Here is a 20,433-nt window from a genome sequence, read left to right as displayed (position 1 = left end):
CTAAAAAGCAAACATATCTACAACTTTTTATAGGATTAAGAAAGAAGAAGAGGAAAACCATCGAAATAAAAAAGAGATTACCACCAAATTTGACGAAGAACCTGAAAAAACATAAAAACATCTGCCACCTGCAACGAAAAGCGTGTAATGCGCTAATTGATAAATAGTTGGAACGTTGCAGATACCTGCGGCAGATAGGTTGCAGATAAAGTATCTGCCGCACGTTATATAATCAAAGAAAAAGCCTTGATTCCTTGATGCAAAGCTATGGGATAATTGGGGTGACTCTATGGATAATTTGTGGTGTCTCTACGGGGAAACGGCAGTATCCTTACGTAGAAACTGTCGTTTCCCGCCTTAGAAACTCTCGTTTCCTGCCGTGGAAACTGTAATTTCTAATGCCGGAAACGACAGTTCCCCGCCTGGAAACGGGAAGTCAATGTATACAATAAACTTTTGCCCTCCTAGAGAATTAGCTTATGTAAGGTTTATACTGTGTTGCAGATACTTTATCTGCAACCTATCTGCCACAGTATCTGCAACGCTCCAACTATTTGTCAACTAGTGTATTACACGCGTTTGGTTGCAGGTGGCAGATGTTTTTATGTTTTTTCAACTTTATAGAGGAAGGATTACGCATCAAAATTAGGGTCACAAGCGTAAGTCATAAACCCAATTCACCTCTGTGCCCTCCGTGTCCTCTGTGGTGAAAATAGTGCAAAAATGAACTATTCAATTAAATAACAAACCGAATAATATTTTTTTATTCTAAAGTGAATCAGCTAATGAGCTAACGTCTATACGATACAGTATAAGGTTGGTAGCTTGATAAAAGTTTTTTTTAAGCTAAAAAGTACAAATCTTTAAACTTTATTTCTTTACTTTGTTATTTATAGAGTGAGACTTATAGCGAACTTAAACTAGAAAGATTATGAAAGTAAAGCAAATTTGTATGATGGTGCTACTATGGTTGGGAGTGATTCCGGCGGTGCAGGCACAGACTTTCGACAAATTATGGAAAGAAGTGGAGCAAGCAGAGAAAAAGAGCTTGCCTAAGACAGTGATAAAACTGACTGATGAGATTTATCAGAAAGGGGAAAAAGAGAAAAACTCTCCGCAGATGCTCAAAGCATACGCGTGGCGGATGAAATACCGGGAAATGTTGAATCCGGATAGTCTTTATGCTGGTCTGAAAGGACTGGAACAGTGGGTGAAACAAACCGACCAACCAATGGACCGTGCTATTTTGCATTCTCTGATAGCCGGAATTTATGCAAATTATGCTGCCAACAACCAGTGGCAACTTCGCCAACGGACGGAAATTGTAGGTCAAACGCCTTCTGCGGATATACGCGAGTGGACCGCCAATATGTTTGTAGAAAAAGTGCGGACAAATGTGAAAGAAGCCTTGGCTGACTCTGTGTTACTGCTCAAAACTTCTTCACGCGACTATATCCCTTTCGTAGAACTGGGGAAAACGAGTGAATATTATCACCATGACCTCTATCATCTATTGGCTTCCCGTGGAATTGATGCTCTGTTGCAAGTGGAAAAACTAGGTAGCGGGTATACTGAAACGAACGCCGTAAATCCGGTGAAACAGGATATAATAGCTATTTACGGAAATATGCTTTCTGCTTATAAAGCAGCCGGATTGAAAGAAGGTTATGTGTTGACCGCACTTAACTATTTGGAATGGAGACGGGGAGCGGAACGGTATATCCGACCTCTTCAAGCAAAGGGAGAGGCTTTGGTATTGACGGATGACACTTACCTGAAAGCATTGAATACATTGAAAAGTAAATATGCTTCGGAACCGATATGTGCTGAAGTGTACCTGGCACAAGCCCGTTATGCTATTGAAAAGCAACAGCAGGTTAATGCATTGCAGCTTTGCGATGAGGCGATTCGTCTTTATCCGGGGTATGACAGAATCAATGCTCTGAAAAATCTTCGGGAAGAGATATTGGCTCCTTATTTGAATGTCTATGCAGCAGATCAGGCTTTCCCGAACGAAGAGATAGAACTAAGAGCCTCACATAAGAATCTGGATGGCTTCACCGTCCGGATTTATCAGGCGAAGAAACTGATAAAAGAACAACATTACTCTGTAATTCGTCCGGAAGATTACCGGACACAGGACACGGTGTTTACGTTCAAAGCTCCTGAACTTGGAGCTTACGTAATGCGTATCATACCGGATATTCGTGCGAAGAGAGACAGTGAAAGCAAGTTTGATGTAACACGTTTCAAGGTGTTGACTTGTCGTCTGCCGGAAAAACAATATCAAGTGGTGACGTTGGACGGACAGACGGGACATCCTATTTCGAATGCGAAAGTTACGATGTATAGTAACGATGAAAAAGTTTTGCAAGAGTTTACGACGGACAAAGATGGTAAGGTGGTATTTCCCTGGAAATCTGAATACCGCTATTTGAAAGCCTCCAAGGGTACGGATACAGCGATGCCGAAGCAAGGTATCTATGCAGGAAGTTACGGATATTACGGTGACGAAGATAAAGTGGCGGAAAATATGACTTTATTGACTGACCGTTCTTTGTATCGTCCCGGACAGACGGTGTATGTGAAAGGAATTGCCTATTCTCAAAAATCAGATACGGCGGATGTGCTTCCGAACAAGGAATATATGGTTACTTTATTGGATGCAAATAATCAGGAAGTAGGGCAGAAGTCGGTACGCACCAATGAGTTCGGCTCGTTTGCCACTGATTTCGCGTTGCCTTCAGCTTGCCTGAACGGAATGTTCTCGTTGAAGGCAGGAAGAGGTCGTACAAGTATCCGCGTGGAAGATTATAAACGTCCGACATTTGACATCACTTTTGAAAAGCAACAGGGAAGTTACAAGTTGGGAGATGAAGTGCAGGTGAAAGGCAAGATAGAATCTTATAGCGGTGTATTGCTTCAGGATCTTCCGGTAAAATATAAGGTGATGCGTTCTACATATAGCCTTTGGCGCTTTGCGGAATCGGTGCAGATTGCTTCCGGTGAAGTGACGGCCAATGAGAACGGAGAATTTACGATACCGGTCCGCCTGCAGGAAAGTGACTCTTATAAGAATGATGATAAAGTATATTATCGCTATTCCATTGAAGCTACTGTTACCAATGTGGCGGGTGAAACACAATCTTCTACGGATGTCATTTCGGCCGGAAATCGTTCGTTGGTTTTGCAGGTGGAATTGCATGATAAGACTTGTAAGGATAAACCATTCGACACGATGTTTAACGTGCAAAACCTGAATGGACAACCTGTGGAAGTGAAAGGAAATTATTACTTATATCCTGCCAAAGACCAGGATTTCAAACAACTGGAAGAGAAACCGGTTTTAACGGGAACTTTTACTTCTAACGAAGAAATAACGCTCGATTGGAAGAATCTTCCTTCGGGCCCTTATGTACTGAAAGCATCGGTGAAAGATAATCAGGGCAAGGAAGTGACTACTGATACTAACACGATTCTTTTCTCCATTGAGGACAAACGTCCGCCTGTTGAAACGACGGTTTGGTTCTATGGAGAAAATATGGAATTTGATGCGACTCATCCGGCTGTATTCTGCTTCGGTACGTCGAAAAAGGATACTTATGTGATGATGAATGTATTCTCCGGTGATAAACTGCTGGAAAGTAAGATGTTGAACTTGTCTGATACGATTGTTCGCTTCGAATATCCATATCAGGAGAGTTATGGTGACGGTGTGTTTGTGAATTTCTGTATGGTAAGAGATGGACAGGTTTATCAGGAACATGCCCGGTTGACCAGACGTGTGCCGGATAAGACATTGACTATGAAGTGGGAAGTGTTCCGCGATAAGTTGCGTCCCGGACAGAAGGAAGAATGGAAACTGACGATTAAAACGCCACAAGGACAAGCCGCTAATGCGGAGATGCTGGCAACGATGTATGATGCTTCACTGGATAAGATATGGAACCGTCAGCAGAATTTCCAAATCTTCTATAGTCAGATTGTTCCGTATTCTAATTGGATGAGCGGATATTCCGGCAATAATTCATTTAATTACTGGTGGAATACGAAAAGCCTTAAAGTGCCGGGATTGGCGTATGATCGTTTTGTGATGCAGCCGGGGTATGGTATCGGAATTGCTTTAGAAGGAAAATTGGCCGGAGTGATGGTGAGAGGATATGGATCGACAAGAAAGATGACGTTGACAGGCAGTGTTTCGGCGATGGATGTTAGTGCACCAAATATGAAATCGGCTATGGCTGCTGATGCCGTGAATAATGTGGAGTTTCAATCGGAATTAGTATCGACGGAAGAAAAAGCGGATGAATCGTCTGACAGCGAAATGCTTCCCGAAGCTCCTGCCAACCTGCGTACAAATCTTGCAGAAACAGCCTTCTTCTATCCGCAACTTCGTACCAATGAACAGGGAGAAATCTCGTTCTCTTTTACGATGCCCGAAAGTCTGACGCGTTGGAACTTCCGTGGATATTCTCATACGAAAGGGATGCTGATGGGAACATTGGACGGTGAAGCTACCACGAGTAAGGAATTTATGCTGACTCCTAATCTTCCCCGCTTTGTACGTGTGGGAGATAAGACTTCTCTTGCAGCTTCTATCTCTAATATGACTGGTAAGCCGCAAGCTGGAACAGTAACTCTGATTCTTTTCGATCCGATGACGGAGAAAGTAATCAGTACACAAAAACAGAAATTCAGCCTTGTTGCCGGAAAGACGATTGGCGTGAGCTTCCAGTTTACCGTCAGTGATAAATACGAAATATTGGGATGCCGGATGATAGCCGACAGCGGTACTTTCAGCGATGGAGAACAACAGTTGCTTCCGGTGCTTAGCAATAAAGAACATTTGGTAGAGACACTTCCAATGCCTGTACGTGGAGAAGAAACCCGTACTTTCTCACTCGACCGCCTGTTCAACCAACAAAGTAAAACGGCAACCGACCGTAAACTGACTGTCGAGTTTACAGGAAATCCGGCCTGGTATGCTATTCAGGCATTGCCTTCTTTGAGTCTTCCTACAAGCAATAATGCGATCTCCTGGGCTACGGCATATTATGCAAATACCTTGGCTTCGTTCATTATGAACAGTCAGCCGAAGATCAAAGCAGTGTTTGAAAGTTGGAAATTGCAGGGAGGTACGAAAGAAACCTTCTTGAGCAATCTGCAAAAGAATCAGGAAGTGAAGAATATTATTCTGTCCGAATCTCCCTGGGTGCTCGAAGCGCAAACGGAAGAGCAACAGAAAGAACGTATCGCCACTTTGTTTGATTTGAATAATATCCGTAGCAATAATATAGCGGCTTTGACCCGATTACAGGAGTTGCAGAACGCAAGTGGTGCATGGTCTTGGTATAAAGGAATGACCGGCAGCCGATATGTCACTGCCTATATCGCCGAACTGAATGCCCGTCTGGCTATGTTGACAGGTGAGAAATTAACAGGTACAGCTCTCTCCTTGCAACAAAATGCTTTCACTTACCTTCATCAATCAGCTTTAGACGAATATAAGGAAATCTTGAAAGCACAGAAAGAAGGAGTGAAATTTACCGGTGTTTCGGGCAGTATTCTGCAATATTTGTATCTCATCGCTATTTCCGGAGAGCAGGTGCCTGCTGCCAATAAAGCTGCTTATACCTATTATCTTTCTAAAGTAGGAGAACTGCTTACTTCTCCTTCGATGGATACGAAAGCGATTGCCGCTATTGTACTGGATAAAGCCGGACGCAAGAAAGAAGCACAGGAATTTGTCGCTTCTCTGAAAGAATTCCTGACCAAGACGGATGAACAGGGAATGTTCTTTGCTTTCAACGAGAATCCGTATACATGGGGCGGAATGCAGATGCAGGCTCACGTAGATGTGATGGAAGCATTGGAGGCGATAGGCGGTAACAGCGATACCGTGGAAGAAATGAAACTTTGGCTGTTGAAGCAAAAGCAAACACAACAATGGAACTCTCCGGTAGCTACTGCCGACGCGGTATTTGCATTGCTGATGAAAGGTGTTAACTTGCTCGACAATCAGGGAGATGTACGGATTGTAATTGCTAATGAAGTGCTGGAAACGGTTGCTCCGAGTAAAACAACTGTTCCCGGATTGGGATATATCAAACGTTCTTTCACACAGAAGAGCGTGGTGGATGCCCGTAAGATTGAAGTGGAAAAGAGAAATCCGGGTATCGCCTGGGGAGCTGTATATGCAGAATTTGAATCCCCCATCAGTGATGTGAAACAACAGGGTGGTGAGTTGAATGTAGAGAAACAATTGTATGTGGAACGTATGGTAAATAATGTCCCTCAATTGCAGCCTATAACAGCGAAAACTGTTCTTCAGGTAGGTGATAAAGTCGTTTCCCGTTTGAGCATCCGTGTAGACCGTCCGATGGACTTTGTGCAGTTGAAAGATCAGCGGGGAGCTTGCTTCGAACCGATCGGCAGCATTTCCGGCTATCGTTGGAACAACGGACTGGGCTATTACGTAGACATCAAAGATGCATCGACCAATTTCTTCTTCGATCATTTAGGAAAAGGAGTCTATGTATTGGAATATAGTTACCGTGTCAGCCGTGCAGGAACTTACGAAACAGGTCTGGCAACCATGCAATGTGCATACGCACCAGAATATGCTTCACATTCTGCTTCGATGACGGTAGACGTTAAAGAGTAACGCAGGACATTTGTAAGAGAAATATTCGGGCACGGATTATGCCGATTTTACGGTTCATTAGATAAACTGAAATCGTAAAATAGGCGTAATCCGTGCCTGAATCTATTTGATACCTCTTGATGGAGAGAATTATCCTCTTTCGTCAATCTGTGTTAATCTGTGTAATCTGTGGTGAAAAACTCATCTAAAACCCCTACATTTGTGCACCAAAATAAAAAATATCGCATGAAACGTAGTTTACTATCTATATTATCTTTACTTACTGTCGCTTTGGCAGCCGTTGCCCAACCTCGTATCTCTTCAAATAAAGAGACACATAACTTCGGACAAATTGAGTGGAAACGTCCGGTGACAGTGGAATATACCATCACTAATACGGGAAACCAGCCATTGGTACTGACCAACGTCACAACCTCTTGTGCCTGTGCCGTGGCCGACTGGACCAAAGAACCGATTGCCCCGGGAGGAAAAGGAGTAGTAAAAGCTTCTTTTGACGCAAAAGCGTTAGGACATTTTGAAAAGTCGATAGGAATATATAGCAATGCCAGTCCGAGCTTGGTCTATCTGAAGTTTACCGGTGAAGTAGTGCAGGAAATAAAAGATTATACAAAGCTACTTCCTTATACAATTGGAAATATTCGTTTAGATCGTGATGAGTTTGCTTTCCCCGATGTCTATCGCGGACAGCAGCCTTCATTGACCTTCGATATCGCCAATCTTTCGGATCGTCCTTACGAACCGGTATTGATGCATCTGCCTCCTTATCTGAAAATGGAAGCGGAACCCAAAGTCTTGTTGAAAGGCAAGAAAGGAACTATCAAACTGACGCTGGATGCGAGCCAGCTAAAAGATTACGGATTGACACAGACTTCTGTCTACCTTTCCCGTTTCTCCGGTGATAAGGTGAGCGAAGATAATGAAATACCGGTTTCGGCCATTCTTCTTCCCGACTTCTCTCGTATGACGGAAAAAGATTCTTTGAACGCTCCTGCCATGCACATTTCGGAAACGGATATTGATCTTAGTATCCCGTTGATAAAGAAGAATAAGGTAAGCCATGATATATTGATAGCCAATTCCGGAAAGACTCCGTTAGTCATCAGTAAGTTGCAGGTATTCAATTCATCGGTAGGAGTGAGCCTGAAAAAGACAGTCCTTCCTCCGGATGGAATGACGAAGCTCAAAGTAACTATTCGTAAGCGTGACGTAGGTAATAAGAAGCATCATTTACGTATCCTGATGATAACAAATGATCCGTTACGCCCGAAAGTTGAAATCAATATCAAACGCTAAATCCTATGATTATGGAACATCCTGAAAATAGTGAAGAATATAAGGGGCTTGTTGTCAATAAAGGCATTGAGCAACCCTCATCTGTGAATCCCTACTTAAAGCGGAAACCTAAGAAACGCCAACTTTCAGTAGCAGAGTTTGTAGAAGGTATCGTAAAAGGTGATGTCACCATATTGAGTCAGGCTGTGACATTGGTGGAAAGCGTAAAGCCTGAACATCAGGCTGTCTCACAGGAAATCATAGAGAAGTGTCTGCCATTTTCCGGTAATTCGATCCGGATTGGTATCAGCGGCGTTCCCGGTGCGGGAAAGAGTACATCCATAGATGTATTCGGTCTGCACGTGCTCGAAAAGGGGGGCAAACTGGCGGTATTGGCCATCGACCCTAGTAGTGAGCGTAGTAAAGGCAGTATCTTGGGCGATAAAACCCGTATGGAGCAGCTTTCCGTACATCCTAAATCGTTCATCCGCCCTAGTCCGTCAGCTGGTTCTTTGGGAGGAGTGGCACGCAAAACACGTGAGACGATTATTCTTTGTGAAGCTGCCGGATTCGATAAGATTTTTGTGGAGACAGTAGGAGTGGGACAGAGCGAAACGGCTGTTCACTCGATGGTTGATTTCTTCCTGTTGATTCAGTTGTCCGGTACGGGCGATGAACTGCAAGGAATTAAGCGTGGTATTATGGAGATGGCGGATGGTATCGTTATCAATAAGGCCGATGGAGATAATCTGGAACGTGCCAAGTTGGCTGCCACTCAATTCCGTAATGCATTACATCTGTTTCCTGCGCCTGAATCCGGATGGATTCCCAAAGTATTGACTTACTCCGGTTTTTATAACCTGGGAGTGAAGGAAGTCTGGGACATGATTTACGAATACATTGACTTCGTGAAAGAAAACGGCTATTTTGAATATCGCCGCAACGAACAAAGTAAATACTGGATGTATGAAAGCATCAATGAACAACTTCGTGACAGCTTTTATCATAATCCGAAGATTGAAACAATGCTCTTAGAAAAAGAACAGCAGGTATTGAAAGGCAACCTGACTTCGTTTATAGCTGCAAGAAGTCTGCTCGATACTTATTTTGAGGATTTGAAATGAGACTTTAAATGATAATAAGATTCTGATTCTTAAAGAATACATTTGGCATAAGCGGGTAGGAAACGTTCAGTCTTTCTACCCGCTTGTACTATTAATGAGACTTTTCTGCTTTTTCAAGATCAGCTCTCGATTTACTTTGAGTCACAATATATACTCCTAGGAATACAAGTGCGATAGCAATCCCTTTCTCCCAGCCGAAACTTCCGATACCCATCGCGATTGCTGCAATCGTAGCCACGATCGGTTGCATATAATTGTACATACTGACTACCGTAGGACGGAGCAGTCTCTGTGCAGTCATAATGCAGAGATACGCGAGGAAACTACCTCCTAATACGACATAAAGTACCTGTAGAATGGCGACAGTGGAAACAGAAGTCCATTGAATCGTAGAAATATCATAATAGGAGAACGGAATGTAACACATCGAAGCATATATGAACATCCATTTATTAATCGTTACTGCCGAATATCGTTGAGACAATCCCTTGAATACAGTCAGGTATATGGAGAAACTGATTTGCGCAACGAGACAAAGCAGGTCGCCAATCAGGCTTCCATTTCCGTTGCTTCCTGCCTGGCTGCTCACAATGAGAATGAGCGCTCCCATAGCACCTATAAAAATCCCCATTACTTTCTTATTGGTAATAGGTTCTTTTAAGTAAATGGCCGCTACAACCATTGTTACAATCGGTAGAGTGGTAGTTACGATAGAAGCATCAATAGGAGAAGTCATAGAAAGCCCGAAGATGAACACTCCTTGATTGAATACTAGCGCAAACAGTGAAGCAAAGAAGATTTTCAGCATATCCTGATGGTTCACATGTTCCTGTTTGCAAAATATAGAAAGGATCCAGAAAGCGGCTGCTGCCCCTACCATGCGGAATGTAGTAACAGAAATCGGGGAAAACTCTTGAAGAGCCGACTTACCGATGGGAGACATTAATCCCCACATAACGTTTGCTGTAAGCGCAAACAAATGACCATACAGGTTCTTACTTTTGTCCATGTTGATACTATTTATTTTACCATATCTCTGATATCATTAACAATCAAATAGAGAAAACGGTTGCAAAGGTAGTCTTTTATCGTATGATTTGTTTATATTTGCCTTGATTAAACTTGAATATTATGGAACAACAAGCCAATTATATCCGTCGTATCGAGATACACGGACTATGGGAACGCTTTAATATAGGATGGGATTTGCGTCCCGATGTGAACATCCTCTCCGGCATCAACGGAGTGGGGAAGACTACCATTCTGAACCGTTCGGTGGGATACCTCGAAGAACTTTCCGGTGAAATGAAAAGTGACGAGAAGAACGGAGTGCGTCTCTTTTTCGACAATCCCCAGGCAACCTATATTCCTTATGACGTCATCCGAAGCTACGACCGTCCCCTGATTATGGGTGACTTCACAGCCCGCATGGCCGACAAGAATGTAAAGTCTGAACTGGACTGGCAACTCTATCTCTTGCAACGCCGTTACCTCGATTATCAGGTCAACATTGGTAATAAGATGATTGAAATGCTTTCCAGCACTGATGAAGAAGAGCGTCGTAAAGCAGCTACATTATCTGTAGCCAAACGTCGTTTTCAGGATATGATTGACGAACTGTTCAGCTATACACGCAAAAAGATAGACCGGAAACGGAACGATATCGCTTTCTATCAGGATGGCGAACTATTATTCCCTTATAAACTGTCGTCCGGTGAAAAGCAAATGCTGGTTATCCTGCTGACCGTACTCGTGCAGGACAACAGCCATTGTGTATTGTTTATGGATGAGCCGGAAGCCTCCCTTCATATAGAATGGCAGCAGAAACTGATTGCTATGATACGTGAACTGAATCCGAATGTGCAGATTATCCTGACTACCCATTCGCCTGCCGTCATTATGGAAGGCTGGCTGGATGCCGTGACAGAAGTAAGCGATATATCTACCACCGTAGGGCACAAGCTCGACAAGGATTCTCCCAACTGTAATTTGTAATTCGTAACCTGTAATAGAACAAATGGCAACTTCACTACGAGATAATCTGACTTCTTCTTATTTCAATGCCGCCCATAAGCTTTATCCGAAGAAAGCCCGCCGACGTATCATCGCTTACGTAGAAAGCTATGACGACATCGCTTTCTGGCGCACATTGCTTGAAGAGTTTGAAGACGACGAACACTATTTCCAAGTGATGCTTCCTTCGGCCACTTCCCTGGCAAAAGGAAAAAAGATGGTACTCATGAACACGCTGAATACAGCCGAATTGGGGAGAAGTCTGATTGCCTGTGTGGACAGTGACTATGATTTCCTGTTGCAGGGAGCTACCAATACTTCCCGTAAAATCAATCGGAACAGGTATATTTTTCAGACTTATACCTATGCTATTGAAAACTATCATTGTTTTGCCGAAAGCCTTCACGAAGTATGTGTGCAGGCTACGTTGAATGACCGTTCCATTTTAGATTTCAACTTCTACCTGAAGAAGTACTCTGAAATAGTATATCCGCTTTTCCTCTGGAACGTATGGTTCTATCGCCAACGGGATACTTACACTTTCCCCATGTACGATTTCCATACTTATACTTCTTTGCGCGAGATTAATCTCCGGCATCCGGAAAAGAGTCTGGAATCCCTTCAACAACGGGTTAATCAGAAGTTGGCAGAGTTGAAAAAGAAATTTCCCCATAACATCAATCAGGTGAATGGATTGCGGACTGAATTTAAAGAGCTGGGCTTGGTGCCAGAAACTACTTACTTGTATATGCAGGGACACCATGTGATGGATAATGTGGTAATGAAACTACTGATTCCAGTCTGCACCGTATTGCGCCGTGAACGGGAACAGGAAATCAAGCGGCTGGCCGAACACAATGAACAGTTCAAAAACGAACTGACTTGTTATCAGAACAGCCAGGTGAACGTAGAAATCATGCTCAAGAAGAATGTAGCCTACAAAAGGCTCTTCCATTATGATTGGCTACGGCAGGATATCAGTGAATATTTGGAAGAAGGAAAGAATAAAGAAGAAAAGAAACAGAGATCATAAATAAAAGAAAAACTAAAAAAGAGAGAGACGATTGCTTATGAAAGAAGTAAAAGAAGTGGTTGATACAGTGAGTGTGGCATTGGCAAACGGGCAACCGGAAGAAGCAGGTAATGTGGTGATACAAGAAGTGAATCATGCTTTGCTCTCGATGGGAGTGGATGAAGCTATGGCTGATAAGATTGATAACTTTATCATCTTATTGTTTATTATTGGAATAGCATTACTGGCCAATCTGATTTGCCGCAAGATTATTCTGCGTACCGTGGCTAAATTGGTGAGACAGACAAAAGCTACTTGGGATGATATTGTATTTAATGATAAAGTAATGGTGAACATCAGCAGGATGGTGGCGCCTATATTGATTTATATATCTATTCCTATTGCTTTCCCCGAACATGCAGACTCTGCTTTGCTTGATTTTCTTCGAAGACTTTGCATGATTTATATCCTTGCAGTCTTTCTTCGCTTCGTCAGTGCTTTGTTTACGGCTGTGTATCTGGTATATAGCGCGCGTGAACAATATAAAGACAAACCTTTGAAGGGGCTTTTGCAGACAGCGCAAGTCATTCTCTTCTTTATAGGAGCTATCATCATTATCAGTATTCTGATAAAGCAAAGTCCGGTGGTGTTGCTGACCGGATTGGGAGCTTCCGCTGCGGTTCTGATGTTAGTTTTCAAGGACAGTATCATGGGATTTGTCTCCGGTATCCAGCTTTCCGCCAATAATATGCTGAAGGTGGGTGATTGGATCACGATGCCGAAATACGGTGCGGACGGTACGGTGATAGAAGTAACATTGAATACCGTAAAAATACGTAACTTCGATAATACCATCACCACCATTCCTCCTTATCTATTGATTAGTGATTCTTTCCAAAACTGGCAGGGAATGCAGGAATCCGGCGGACGTCGTGTGAAACGTTCCATCAATATAGACATGACCAGTGTGCATTTCTGTACACCGGAGATGTTGGCAAAATACCGGAAGATACAACTGTTGAAAGACTATGTGGATGAAACGGAAAAGGTAGTGGAAGAATATAATAAGGAACATCATATCGACAACTCTGTGTTAGTGAATGGACGCCGGCAAACAAACCTGGGAGTTTTCCGTGCCTATCTGACTAACTATCTGAAGAATCTGCCTACTGTCAACCAAGACCTGACCTGCATGGTACGTCAGCTTCAGCCTACCGAAACCGGTATCCCGTTGGAACTTTATTTCTTTTCTGCCAATAAAGTATGGGTTGCCTACGAAGGCATACAGGCAGATGTTTTCGATCATGTGCTTGCCATTATTCCCGAATTCGACTTGCGTGTCTTCCAAAACCCGTCGGGGGCAGACCTGCATCGGATAGGGGTAAAGATAGAAAACTAATCAAACGATAAAACGCTTATAAATTGTAATTACTATGACTACACCGTTATCCAACCAGATTATCCGTGAAATCACTCCTTTGTCAGATAAGGATTGCTTTTACATTGCGGAACGTTATAAAACGGAATTCACTTATCCTATACACAACCACTCCGAGTTTGAATTGAACTTCACCGAAAAGGCTGCCGGAGTAAGGCGGATTGTAGGAGACTCTTCCGAAGTGATAGGTGATTATGATTTGGTATTGATAACAGGAAAAGATTTGGAACACGTCTGGGAACAGAACGACTGCCATTCGAAAGAGATACGGGAGATTACGATTCAGTTTTCTTCCGATCTTTTCTTTAAGAGCTTTATCAATAAGAATCAGTTCGACTCTATCCGCCGGATGCTGGATAAAGCACAAAAAGGGCTTTGTTTCCCGATGTCTGCCATACTCAAAATATATCCGTTGCTGGATACGCTTGCTTCCGAGAAGCAAGGATTTTATGCGGTCATTAAGTTTATGACAATCCTGTATGAACTTTCTCTCTTTGAAGAAGAAGCGCGTACCTTGTCCAGTTCGTCTTTTGCCAAGATAGATATTCATTCGGACAGCCGGCGTGTGCAGAAAGTGCAGGAGTACATCAATACACATTATCAGGAAGAAATACGTCTGGGGCAGTTGGCTGATATGGTTGGGATGACGGATGTGTCATTCAGCCGCTTTTTCAAACTGCGTACAGGCAAGAATCTTTCTGATTATATCATTGATATTCGGCTGGGCTTTGCTTCCCGGTTGCTGGTAGATTCTACGATGTCTATCGCTGAGATTTGTTATGAGTGCGGTTTTAATAACCTTTCCAATTTCAACCGGATCTTCAAGAAGAAAAAGAGTTGTTCGCCTAAAGAGTTTCGTGAGAACTACCGGAAGAAAAAGAAATTGATTTAGCGCATTCTCTTTTATGAACTCGGTGATTAATTCCCGAGTTCTATCTTCCATTCACCAATCGTTCGTGTGGCACTGTCAAAGTTTACACCTACTTTAACTATTTTCCTGTGATCCGCCTGATACGGAATAGCATACTTTTTGCTGTTAATCTGCGTTAATGCTTCTTCGGGTGTACCATCTACTTTAAATTCAAAAACATAGATGGTATCTTGAAGTTTCACAACCGCGTCTGCTCTTCCAATGGCTGTATCCACTTCCACATCTATATACTGTCCCATCAGCCGGAAAAACAGATAAAAGATAGTTTGGTAATGTTTCTCTTCCTTGTTGTTCAGTTTATTCGGGATAGACGCAAAGAAAGATTTCAGTCTTTCCAGACATTCCTCTAAATGACCGATACGCAAGTCTTTAATAAAGGACACTACATAAAATGTATTCTCTCGTGCAGGCAGATGCACATAAGCGGGCATCAGCGATTCGATAAATCCTTTTCTTACTTCTTTGTTGGGATAAGCCAGTGTATACAGTTGGAAATCCGGATCATATCCCTTAATTGTGAGATAACCGCTTTGGTAGAGCACCGGAAGAGGATCGGTGATTCTATTGCTAGGTGCATCAAACTGTTCGGCGGTGGCGGTCGTGTTATCCAGTTCCCGGATATCAAAATCGCTTTCTTGCAGAATATCTATCAGGAAAGTGGGAGTACCGGTCGAAAACCAAAAATTCTCATAACTCTTTTGCGCAAATGCATTGAATAAACTAAATGGGTTATAAATGTCTACACAATTCTTACTGAAATGATAACCGTCATATTGTTGTTTCAAATGTACACAGGCTTCCTCGTATGTTTCCTTGTTGGCTTGGGCCATTTGTTCAATATCAATTTGCAATTGCGTGCGCAGTTCTTGTTCGGTGATGCCGCAGATAGCACTGTAATCATCCCTCATGCTGATATTCTGCAAGTTATTCAACTCGCTGAAGATACTCATTTGGCTGAATTTGCTGATACCTGTCAATAATAAGAAACGAAGATACTGTCCCTGGGCTTTCAGTGGACTAAAGAAATCCCGCATGATATTACGTATTTCCTTTTGAACTTCATCATTATGATTGCTGTCCAGCATTGGTGAGTCATACTCATCTATTAATACCACCACCTGTTTACCCGTCTGTTTGTAAGCACGACGAATAATTCCTTCAAAACGTAAACTGAAAGTCGTTTCTCCTTCTTCCCGTTGATAAATTTTCTCCCATAAAAGCAATTGGCGGTTAATAACGGCTGACAGCATATCAGCGGTTATATATTTACTCACACTAAAATCAAAGTGTAATACCGGATAAACCGTCCAATCCTTTTCCAGAGTCTCCATAGCCAAGCCCTGAAACAGTTCTTTTTTTCCCAGGAAATAAGCCTCTAGTGTAGAAACCAGCAAACTTTTCCCAAAGCGTCGGGGACGACTTAGAAAATAGACTTTATTTGTATGAGTCAAACGATAAATCAATTCCGTTTTATCAACATAGACACAATCATTATTGCGTAAATCTTCAAAGTTCTGTATTCCTATCGGATATCTTCTGAAATTCTCTTCCATGACGCATATTTGTTTTTAGCGTGAAACATACACAAAGATAATGATATTTAGTTTCAAGTCAATTATGCCTGTTCTTTTTTTAAGAAAGTCCAACGTTGGATATATACTTAGTGGGAAAGGAGCTATCGGTGTTTCTTTGCGTAATGCATTGAAAAGCGATGAAACATATCTTTGACGACAAGCGGGTAGAAATACACTATCAGCCAGAATTTTCACCTTCTCACAACTATCAGACGATTAATTTTATGCATAATGAGAGATAAAAGAGTGAAGTTCTGGTCTTAAATTTGCTTATAAACAGGTTAAAGTTATAGCGTAACTGATTGATAATACGTTTGTAACATCTTGTCATCATCTTGCAATGACTCTTTCAATAGATTGTATTTATTTCGTCTTATAGTTGTAATGCTCACCCTCTATCTTTGCCGACGTAATTAAAACGTAGAGCAAAGTTAGATGAAAAAACTATTTCTTATCCGATTTTCAGTGGTAGCCTTCTTTTGCCTGTTGTGTGTACTTCCTGCATTGGCTGCTAATATCAAGATTAAAGGAGCTGTGAAAGACAAACTATCCAAGGAACCTTTGATAGGAGCTACGATACGTTTGCTCGGAACTCAAGCCGGAGCAGTGACCGATATGGAGGGCAATTTCGAATTGAACAGTATGGGCATTCTGGAAGGTATGTATGATATTGAGATTAAATATGTAGGCTACAAAACAGAAGTGCGCCATAAAGTGCGTGTGGAGAATGGAAAACAGGTGATACTGAATCTGGAGTTGGAAACCGATGCACAGGAACTTGCCGATGTGGTGGTTGTAGCTAAGAAGAATAGGGAAAATGAGAATATGCTGTTGCTCGAACAGCAAAAAGCAGTCATTGCCGTACAATCTGTTGGTGTCAGGGAGCTTTCCCGCAAGGGTGTTTCGGATGCAGAAGGTGCTGTGACGAAAGTTGCCGGAGTGTCTAAACAAGACGGAGTGAAAAATGTCTTTGTCCGTGGATTGGGAGACCGGTACAATGCAACTACTTTTAATGGATTTGCTCTTCCTTCCGAAGACCCGGAATATAAGAATATCTCTCTTGATTTCTTCGGTACGGACATTATTCAGTCCGTAGGCGTAAATAAAGCATTCAACGCGGGAGGCAGCAGCGATGTCGGAGGGGCAACCATTGATATCGTATCCAAAGAACTCATTGGTAGCGGTAATCTGGGATTCGGCATTTCCGGTGGCTTGAATACACAAACGGTAGCAGCCGATTTTCTGAAACAGGATGGAGTGAACTTCATGGGCTTTGCTAATCGCACCGAACCTGCCGATGAAAACTCATGGAACTTCAGAAATAAGTTAGACCCTTCCGCTCAACATTTGCAAATCAACCGGAGTTACAGTATTTCCGGAGGTAAACGATTCTATGTCGGAAAAGACAAAAATCCACTTTCTTTCTTCCTGACTGCCGGACATACGACGGACTATCAGTATACGGATGAAATCATACGTAATACAACTACCGGCGGTACGGTCTACAAAGATATGAATGGAAAGAAGTATGCGGAGAATATCAGTCAGCTGGCACTTGCCAATGTGGATTTCGATATGCAGAATCGTCATCACATCAGTTATAATTTGATGATGATTCATGCCAATACCCAGTCGGTGGGCGATTACAACGGTAAGAACTCGATTTTTAGTGACGACTATGAAAACCTCGGATTCACCCGTCGCCAACAAACGAATGATAATATGCTGATCGTTAATCAACTGATGACTAACTGGGGATTGACCAAATCATTAAGTCTCGATGCAGGTGCTTCCTATAATATGGTGAAAGGGTATGAACCGGATCGTCGTATCAATAACCTGACTAAAGCGGAAGACGGCTATACGTTGCTAAGGGGCAACTCACAACAGCGCTATTTCTCAACTTTAGATGAAGACGACTTGAATGTAAAAGCAGGCTTGGTCTATCGTCTGAAAGATAATATAGACGAAATTTCGAATATCCGTTTCGGATATACAGGCCGATTCGTAGATGATAACTTCAAAGCTACGGAGTATAACCTGACCGTAGGACATGTTTCTACCATCCTTCTTTGGACGACTTCTCGCTTGACGATTATTATAATCAGGAAAACTTTGCTTCCGACTGGTTCAAGATACAAAAGAACTTAGATGAATATACCGTGAAAAAGAATATCCATTCCGCTTATGCCGAGGCTACCTACCAGTTTACTCCCCGTTGGATTGTGAATCTGGGAATGAAATACGACAAGGTAGATATTGAAGTGGATTACAATGTGAATCGTGGAGGTTCTAAAGGAAACAATACCATCCAAAAAGATTATTTCCTGCCCAGCTTGAATCTCAAATACAATCTGAATGATAAAAACTCGCTTCGTCTGGGAGCTAGTAAAACATATACGCTTCCGCAGGCAAAGGAAATATCTCCTTACCGTTATGTCGGCGTGAACTTCAACAGTCAGGGGAATCCCAATCTGAAACCTTCGGATCATTATAACCTTGATCTGAAGTGGGACTTTAATCCCACTCCGACCGAGTTGATTTCTCTCACAGCTTTCTATAAATTGATTAAGAATCCGATATCCCGCATCGAAGTGGCAAGTGCCGGAGGTTATCTTTCTTATGAGAATATAGCGGATAAGGCAACCGTGGCAGGAGTGGAGATAGAAATACGTAAGAATCTGTTTGTCCGTCCGGTGAGTAATGCTGCGCACGGAATGAATAAACTCTCTTTGGGATTGAATGGCTCTTATATCTACACGAATGCAAAAATGCCTTTGGCAACGGTTACCACTGGCTCGCAACTGGAAGGAGCTGCACCGTGGATTGTCAATTTCGATCTCTCGCATAACTTCACGAAAGGAGAACGCAGTTTTGTCAATACATTGGTACTTAATTATGTGAGTGATAAGATATATACCATTGGCACGCAGGGTTATCAGGATGTGATGGAGCAGGGAGTACTGATACTGGATTTTGTGTCCCAAGCCAAACTGAACAAGCATCTTTCCCTTAACCTGAAAGCCCGCAACCTGCTGAATCCCTCTTATAAGTTAAGCCGCAAAGCGAACGAAAACGGGGAAAAGGTGATACTGAATGATTATAAGAAAGGAATAAATATAAGCCTGGGAGTGTCGTGTACATTCTAAGCCGGGTGATGAAATAAGATTATTAACTAATAATGAAAGCAAAATGAAAAGATTGTTTGTGAACTTTATGACGTTTGCCGTTATGGCAACAGCACTTACATTGACTGCATGTAGCAGTGATAGTGACGGGGACGGTGATGGTAACGGAGATGGTGGAAACAACGGTGGGACCGGTAGTTCTATTGTTGTGGGCGAAAATATCCTGTCCGGCACGCTGACCGGAGAACAGACACTGGAAGCTAAGGAATATATTCTGAACGGAACGGTAGTCATTGAAAATGGAGGCCGTCTGAATATCCCTGCCGGAACAACGATTAAGGCTCGCGAAGGTTTCAGCAGTTATCTGCTGGTAGCACAGGGCGGTAAACTTTATGCTGACGGTACAGCTGATAAACCGATTGTTTTCACTGCCAATTCAACAACCCCTACATCCGGCTATTGGGGAGGAATCATTATCAATGGTAAAGCTCCGATTTCCGGTTCGAACGCCAATAAGAGTGATACAGGTCTGACGGAAATCGACAACAACTATAAATACGGTGGTAATGTCGATAATGACAATTCCGGTTCACTGACTTATGTGAAAATCTGCTATGCCGGTGCCCGCTCTACTGCCGATATCGAGCACAACGGATTGACACTGAACGGTGTTGGAAACGGTACCAAGATCGAGAATATCTACATTCTTGAGAGTGCGGATGATGCCGTCGAATTCTTTGGCGGTACGGTGAATGTAACCAACCTATTGGCTGTGAACCCGGATGATGACATGTTCGACTTCACTCAAGGATATTCCGGTAAATTGAAAAACTGCTATGGTGTTTGGGAAAGCGGTTATACCAGTACGGAAGCAGATCCGCGCGGCATTGAAGCAGATGGTAACTTGGATGGCATTTATCCGGATCATTTACGTCAGTCGGACTTTGTGGTTGAAAATATGACAATCGTAAATAATGCTGCCAATACAACGGATAATGTAGACCGTATGCAAGATGTGATTAAAATCCGTCGTGGAGCAAAAGCTACGATCACCAATGCCCTTGTCAAAGGTTCAGGCGGTACAATCGATTTGATTGATATGAATGACAATAAAGGTACAGGAAATGCTGCTTCCAGCATCAGCATCACCCATACATTGAACTTTAAGAATAAGCTGAACGGTACATTGAATACATTTACCGAGCCAACTACGAATACAGGTGCAGATGCATCCCTGTTCACTTGGAGCGGATATAATTTCTCTTCCTTATAAATAA

The 20,433-nt window shown here is 42.6% G+C and carries 10 protein-coding genes and 1 pseudogene; 9 read left to right on the top strand and 2 right to left on the bottom strand.

From position 1 onward, the window contains the following. Positions 1 to 931: 931 nt before the first annotated feature. From DXA05_RS08390 to meaB, 3 genes are all read left to right on the top strand, one after another. A complete protein-coding gene (locus tag DXA05_RS08390; protein ID WP_165861490.1) occupies positions 932 to 6,664 on the top strand; it encodes an alpha-2-macroglobulin family protein in 5,733 nt (1,910 codons plus the stop codon). 225 nt (positions 6,665 to 6,889) lie between these two features. Next, the gene (locus tag DXA05_RS08385; protein WP_004301426.1) at positions 6,890 to 7,957 is read left to right on the top strand and encodes a DUF1573 domain-containing protein; all 1,068 of its coding nucleotides are present in this window, start codon (positions 6,890 to 6,892) and stop codon (positions 7,955 to 7,957) included. Positions 7,958 to 7,968: 11 nt separating this feature from the next. Further along, a complete protein-coding gene (gene meaB, locus DXA05_RS08380) occupies positions 7,969 to 9,060 on the top strand; it encodes a methylmalonyl Co-A mutase-associated GTPase MeaB (RefSeq protein ID WP_004305376.1) in 1,092 nt (363 codons plus the stop codon). A gap of 91 nt (positions 9,061 to 9,151) precedes the next feature. On the opposite strand, the gene DXA05_RS08375 is transcribed toward meaB, so the two are convergent. Continuing rightward, on the bottom strand, positions 9,152 to 10,069 hold the full coding sequence (locus tag DXA05_RS08375; protein WP_118194829.1) for a DMT family transporter: 918 nt from the start codon (positions 10,067 to 10,069) through the stop codon (positions 9,152 to 9,154). 122 nt (positions 10,070 to 10,191) lie between these two features. Between DXA05_RS08375 and DXA05_RS08370 the strand changes: the two genes are divergently transcribed. The 4 genes from DXA05_RS08370 to DXA05_RS08355 are packed head-to-tail and all read left to right on the top strand — an operon-like array spanning position 10,192 to position 14,415. After that, positions 10,192 to 11,055 carry an AAA family ATPase gene (locus DXA05_RS08370; RefSeq protein WP_004315636.1) on the top strand — a complete coding sequence of 288 codons (864 nt, stop codon included), beginning with the start codon at positions 10,192 to 10,194 and terminating at the stop codon, positions 11,053 to 11,055. 22 nt (positions 11,056 to 11,077) lie between these two features. After that, on the top strand, positions 11,078 to 12,106 hold the full coding sequence (locus DXA05_RS08365) for a DUF4435 domain-containing protein (RefSeq protein WP_032852879.1): 1,029 nt from the start codon (positions 11,078 to 11,080) through the stop codon (positions 12,104 to 12,106). Between the two features lie 37 nt (positions 12,107 to 12,143). Further along, positions 12,144 to 13,484: a mechanosensitive ion channel domain-containing protein gene (locus tag DXA05_RS08360; RefSeq protein ID WP_117809234.1), complete on the top strand. Its 1,341-nt coding sequence runs from the start codon at positions 12,144 to 12,146 to the stop codon at positions 13,482 to 13,484. 34 nt (positions 13,485 to 13,518) lie between these two features. Next, positions 13,519 to 14,415, top strand: coding sequence for an AraC family transcriptional regulator (locus tag DXA05_RS08355; protein WP_004315639.1), 897 nt, complete (start codon positions 13,519 to 13,521; stop codon positions 14,413 to 14,415). A 26-nt stretch (positions 14,416 to 14,441) separates the two neighbouring features. Here the strand turns inward: DXA05_RS08355 and DXA05_RS08350 are convergent, their stop codons facing one another. After that, positions 14,442 to 16,007, bottom strand: a complete 1,566-nt coding sequence (locus DXA05_RS08350; RefSeq protein ID WP_128859035.1) for an ATP-binding protein — start codon at positions 16,005 to 16,007, stop codon at positions 14,442 to 14,444. Between the two features lie 456 nt (positions 16,008 to 16,463). Here DXA05_RS08350 and DXA05_RS08345 point away from each other — a divergent pair. Beyond that, positions 16,464 to 19,177 (top strand): annotated as a pseudogene (locus DXA05_RS08345) (TonB-dependent receptor). Positions 19,178 to 19,220: 43 nt separating this feature from the next. Continuing rightward, complete coding sequence (locus DXA05_RS08340) at positions 19,221 to 20,429, top strand: hypothetical protein (protein ID WP_009039047.1); 1,209 nt, start codon at positions 19,221 to 19,223, stop codon at positions 20,427 to 20,429. Positions 20,430 to 20,433 lie beyond the last annotated feature (4 nt).

Origin of the sequence: Bacteroides sp. AM54-2NS, from assembly GCF_003602935.1 — a bacterium.
Lineage (GTDB): Bacteria > Bacteroidota > Bacteroidia > Bacteroidales > Bacteroidaceae > Bacteroides > Bacteroides xylanisolvens.
The sequence above is the reverse complement of the archived record's forward strand: the minus strand, read 5'-3'. Positions and strand labels throughout refer to the sequence as shown.

Bases quoted from the DNA above. Each gene is read 5' to 3' on its own strand.
- DXA05_RS08375 (WP_118194829.1), bottom strand. From the start codon at position 10,069: ATGGACAAAAGTAAGAACCTGTATGGTCATTTGTTTGCGCTTACAGCA.
- DXA05_RS08365 (WP_032852879.1), top strand. From the start codon at position 11,078: ATGGCAACTTCACTACGAGATAATCTGACTTCTTCTTATTTCAATGCC.
- DXA05_RS08360 (WP_117809234.1), top strand. From the start codon at position 12,144: ATGAAAGAAGTAAAAGAAGTGGTTGATACAGTGAGTGTGGCATTGGCA.
- DXA05_RS08370 (WP_004315636.1), top strand. From the start codon at position 10,192: ATGGAACAACAAGCCAATTATATCCGTCGTATCGAGATACACGGACTA.
- DXA05_RS08350 (WP_128859035.1), bottom strand. From the start codon at position 16,007: ATGGAAGAGAATTTCAGAAGATATCCGATAGGAATACAGAACTTTGAA.
- DXA05_RS08390 (WP_165861490.1), top strand. From the start codon at position 932: ATGAAAGTAAAGCAAATTTGTATGATGGTGCTACTATGGTTGGGAGTG.
- meaB (WP_004305376.1), top strand. From the start codon at position 7,969: ATGGAACATCCTGAAAATAGTGAAGAATATAAGGGGCTTGTTGTCAAT.
- DXA05_RS08340 (WP_009039047.1), top strand. From the start codon at position 19,221: ATGAAAAGATTGTTTGTGAACTTTATGACGTTTGCCGTTATGGCAACA.
- DXA05_RS08355 (WP_004315639.1), top strand. From the start codon at position 13,519: ATGACTACACCGTTATCCAACCAGATTATCCGTGAAATCACTCCTTTG.
- DXA05_RS08385 (WP_004301426.1), top strand. From the start codon at position 6,890: ATGAAACGTAGTTTACTATCTATATTATCTTTACTTACTGTCGCTTTG.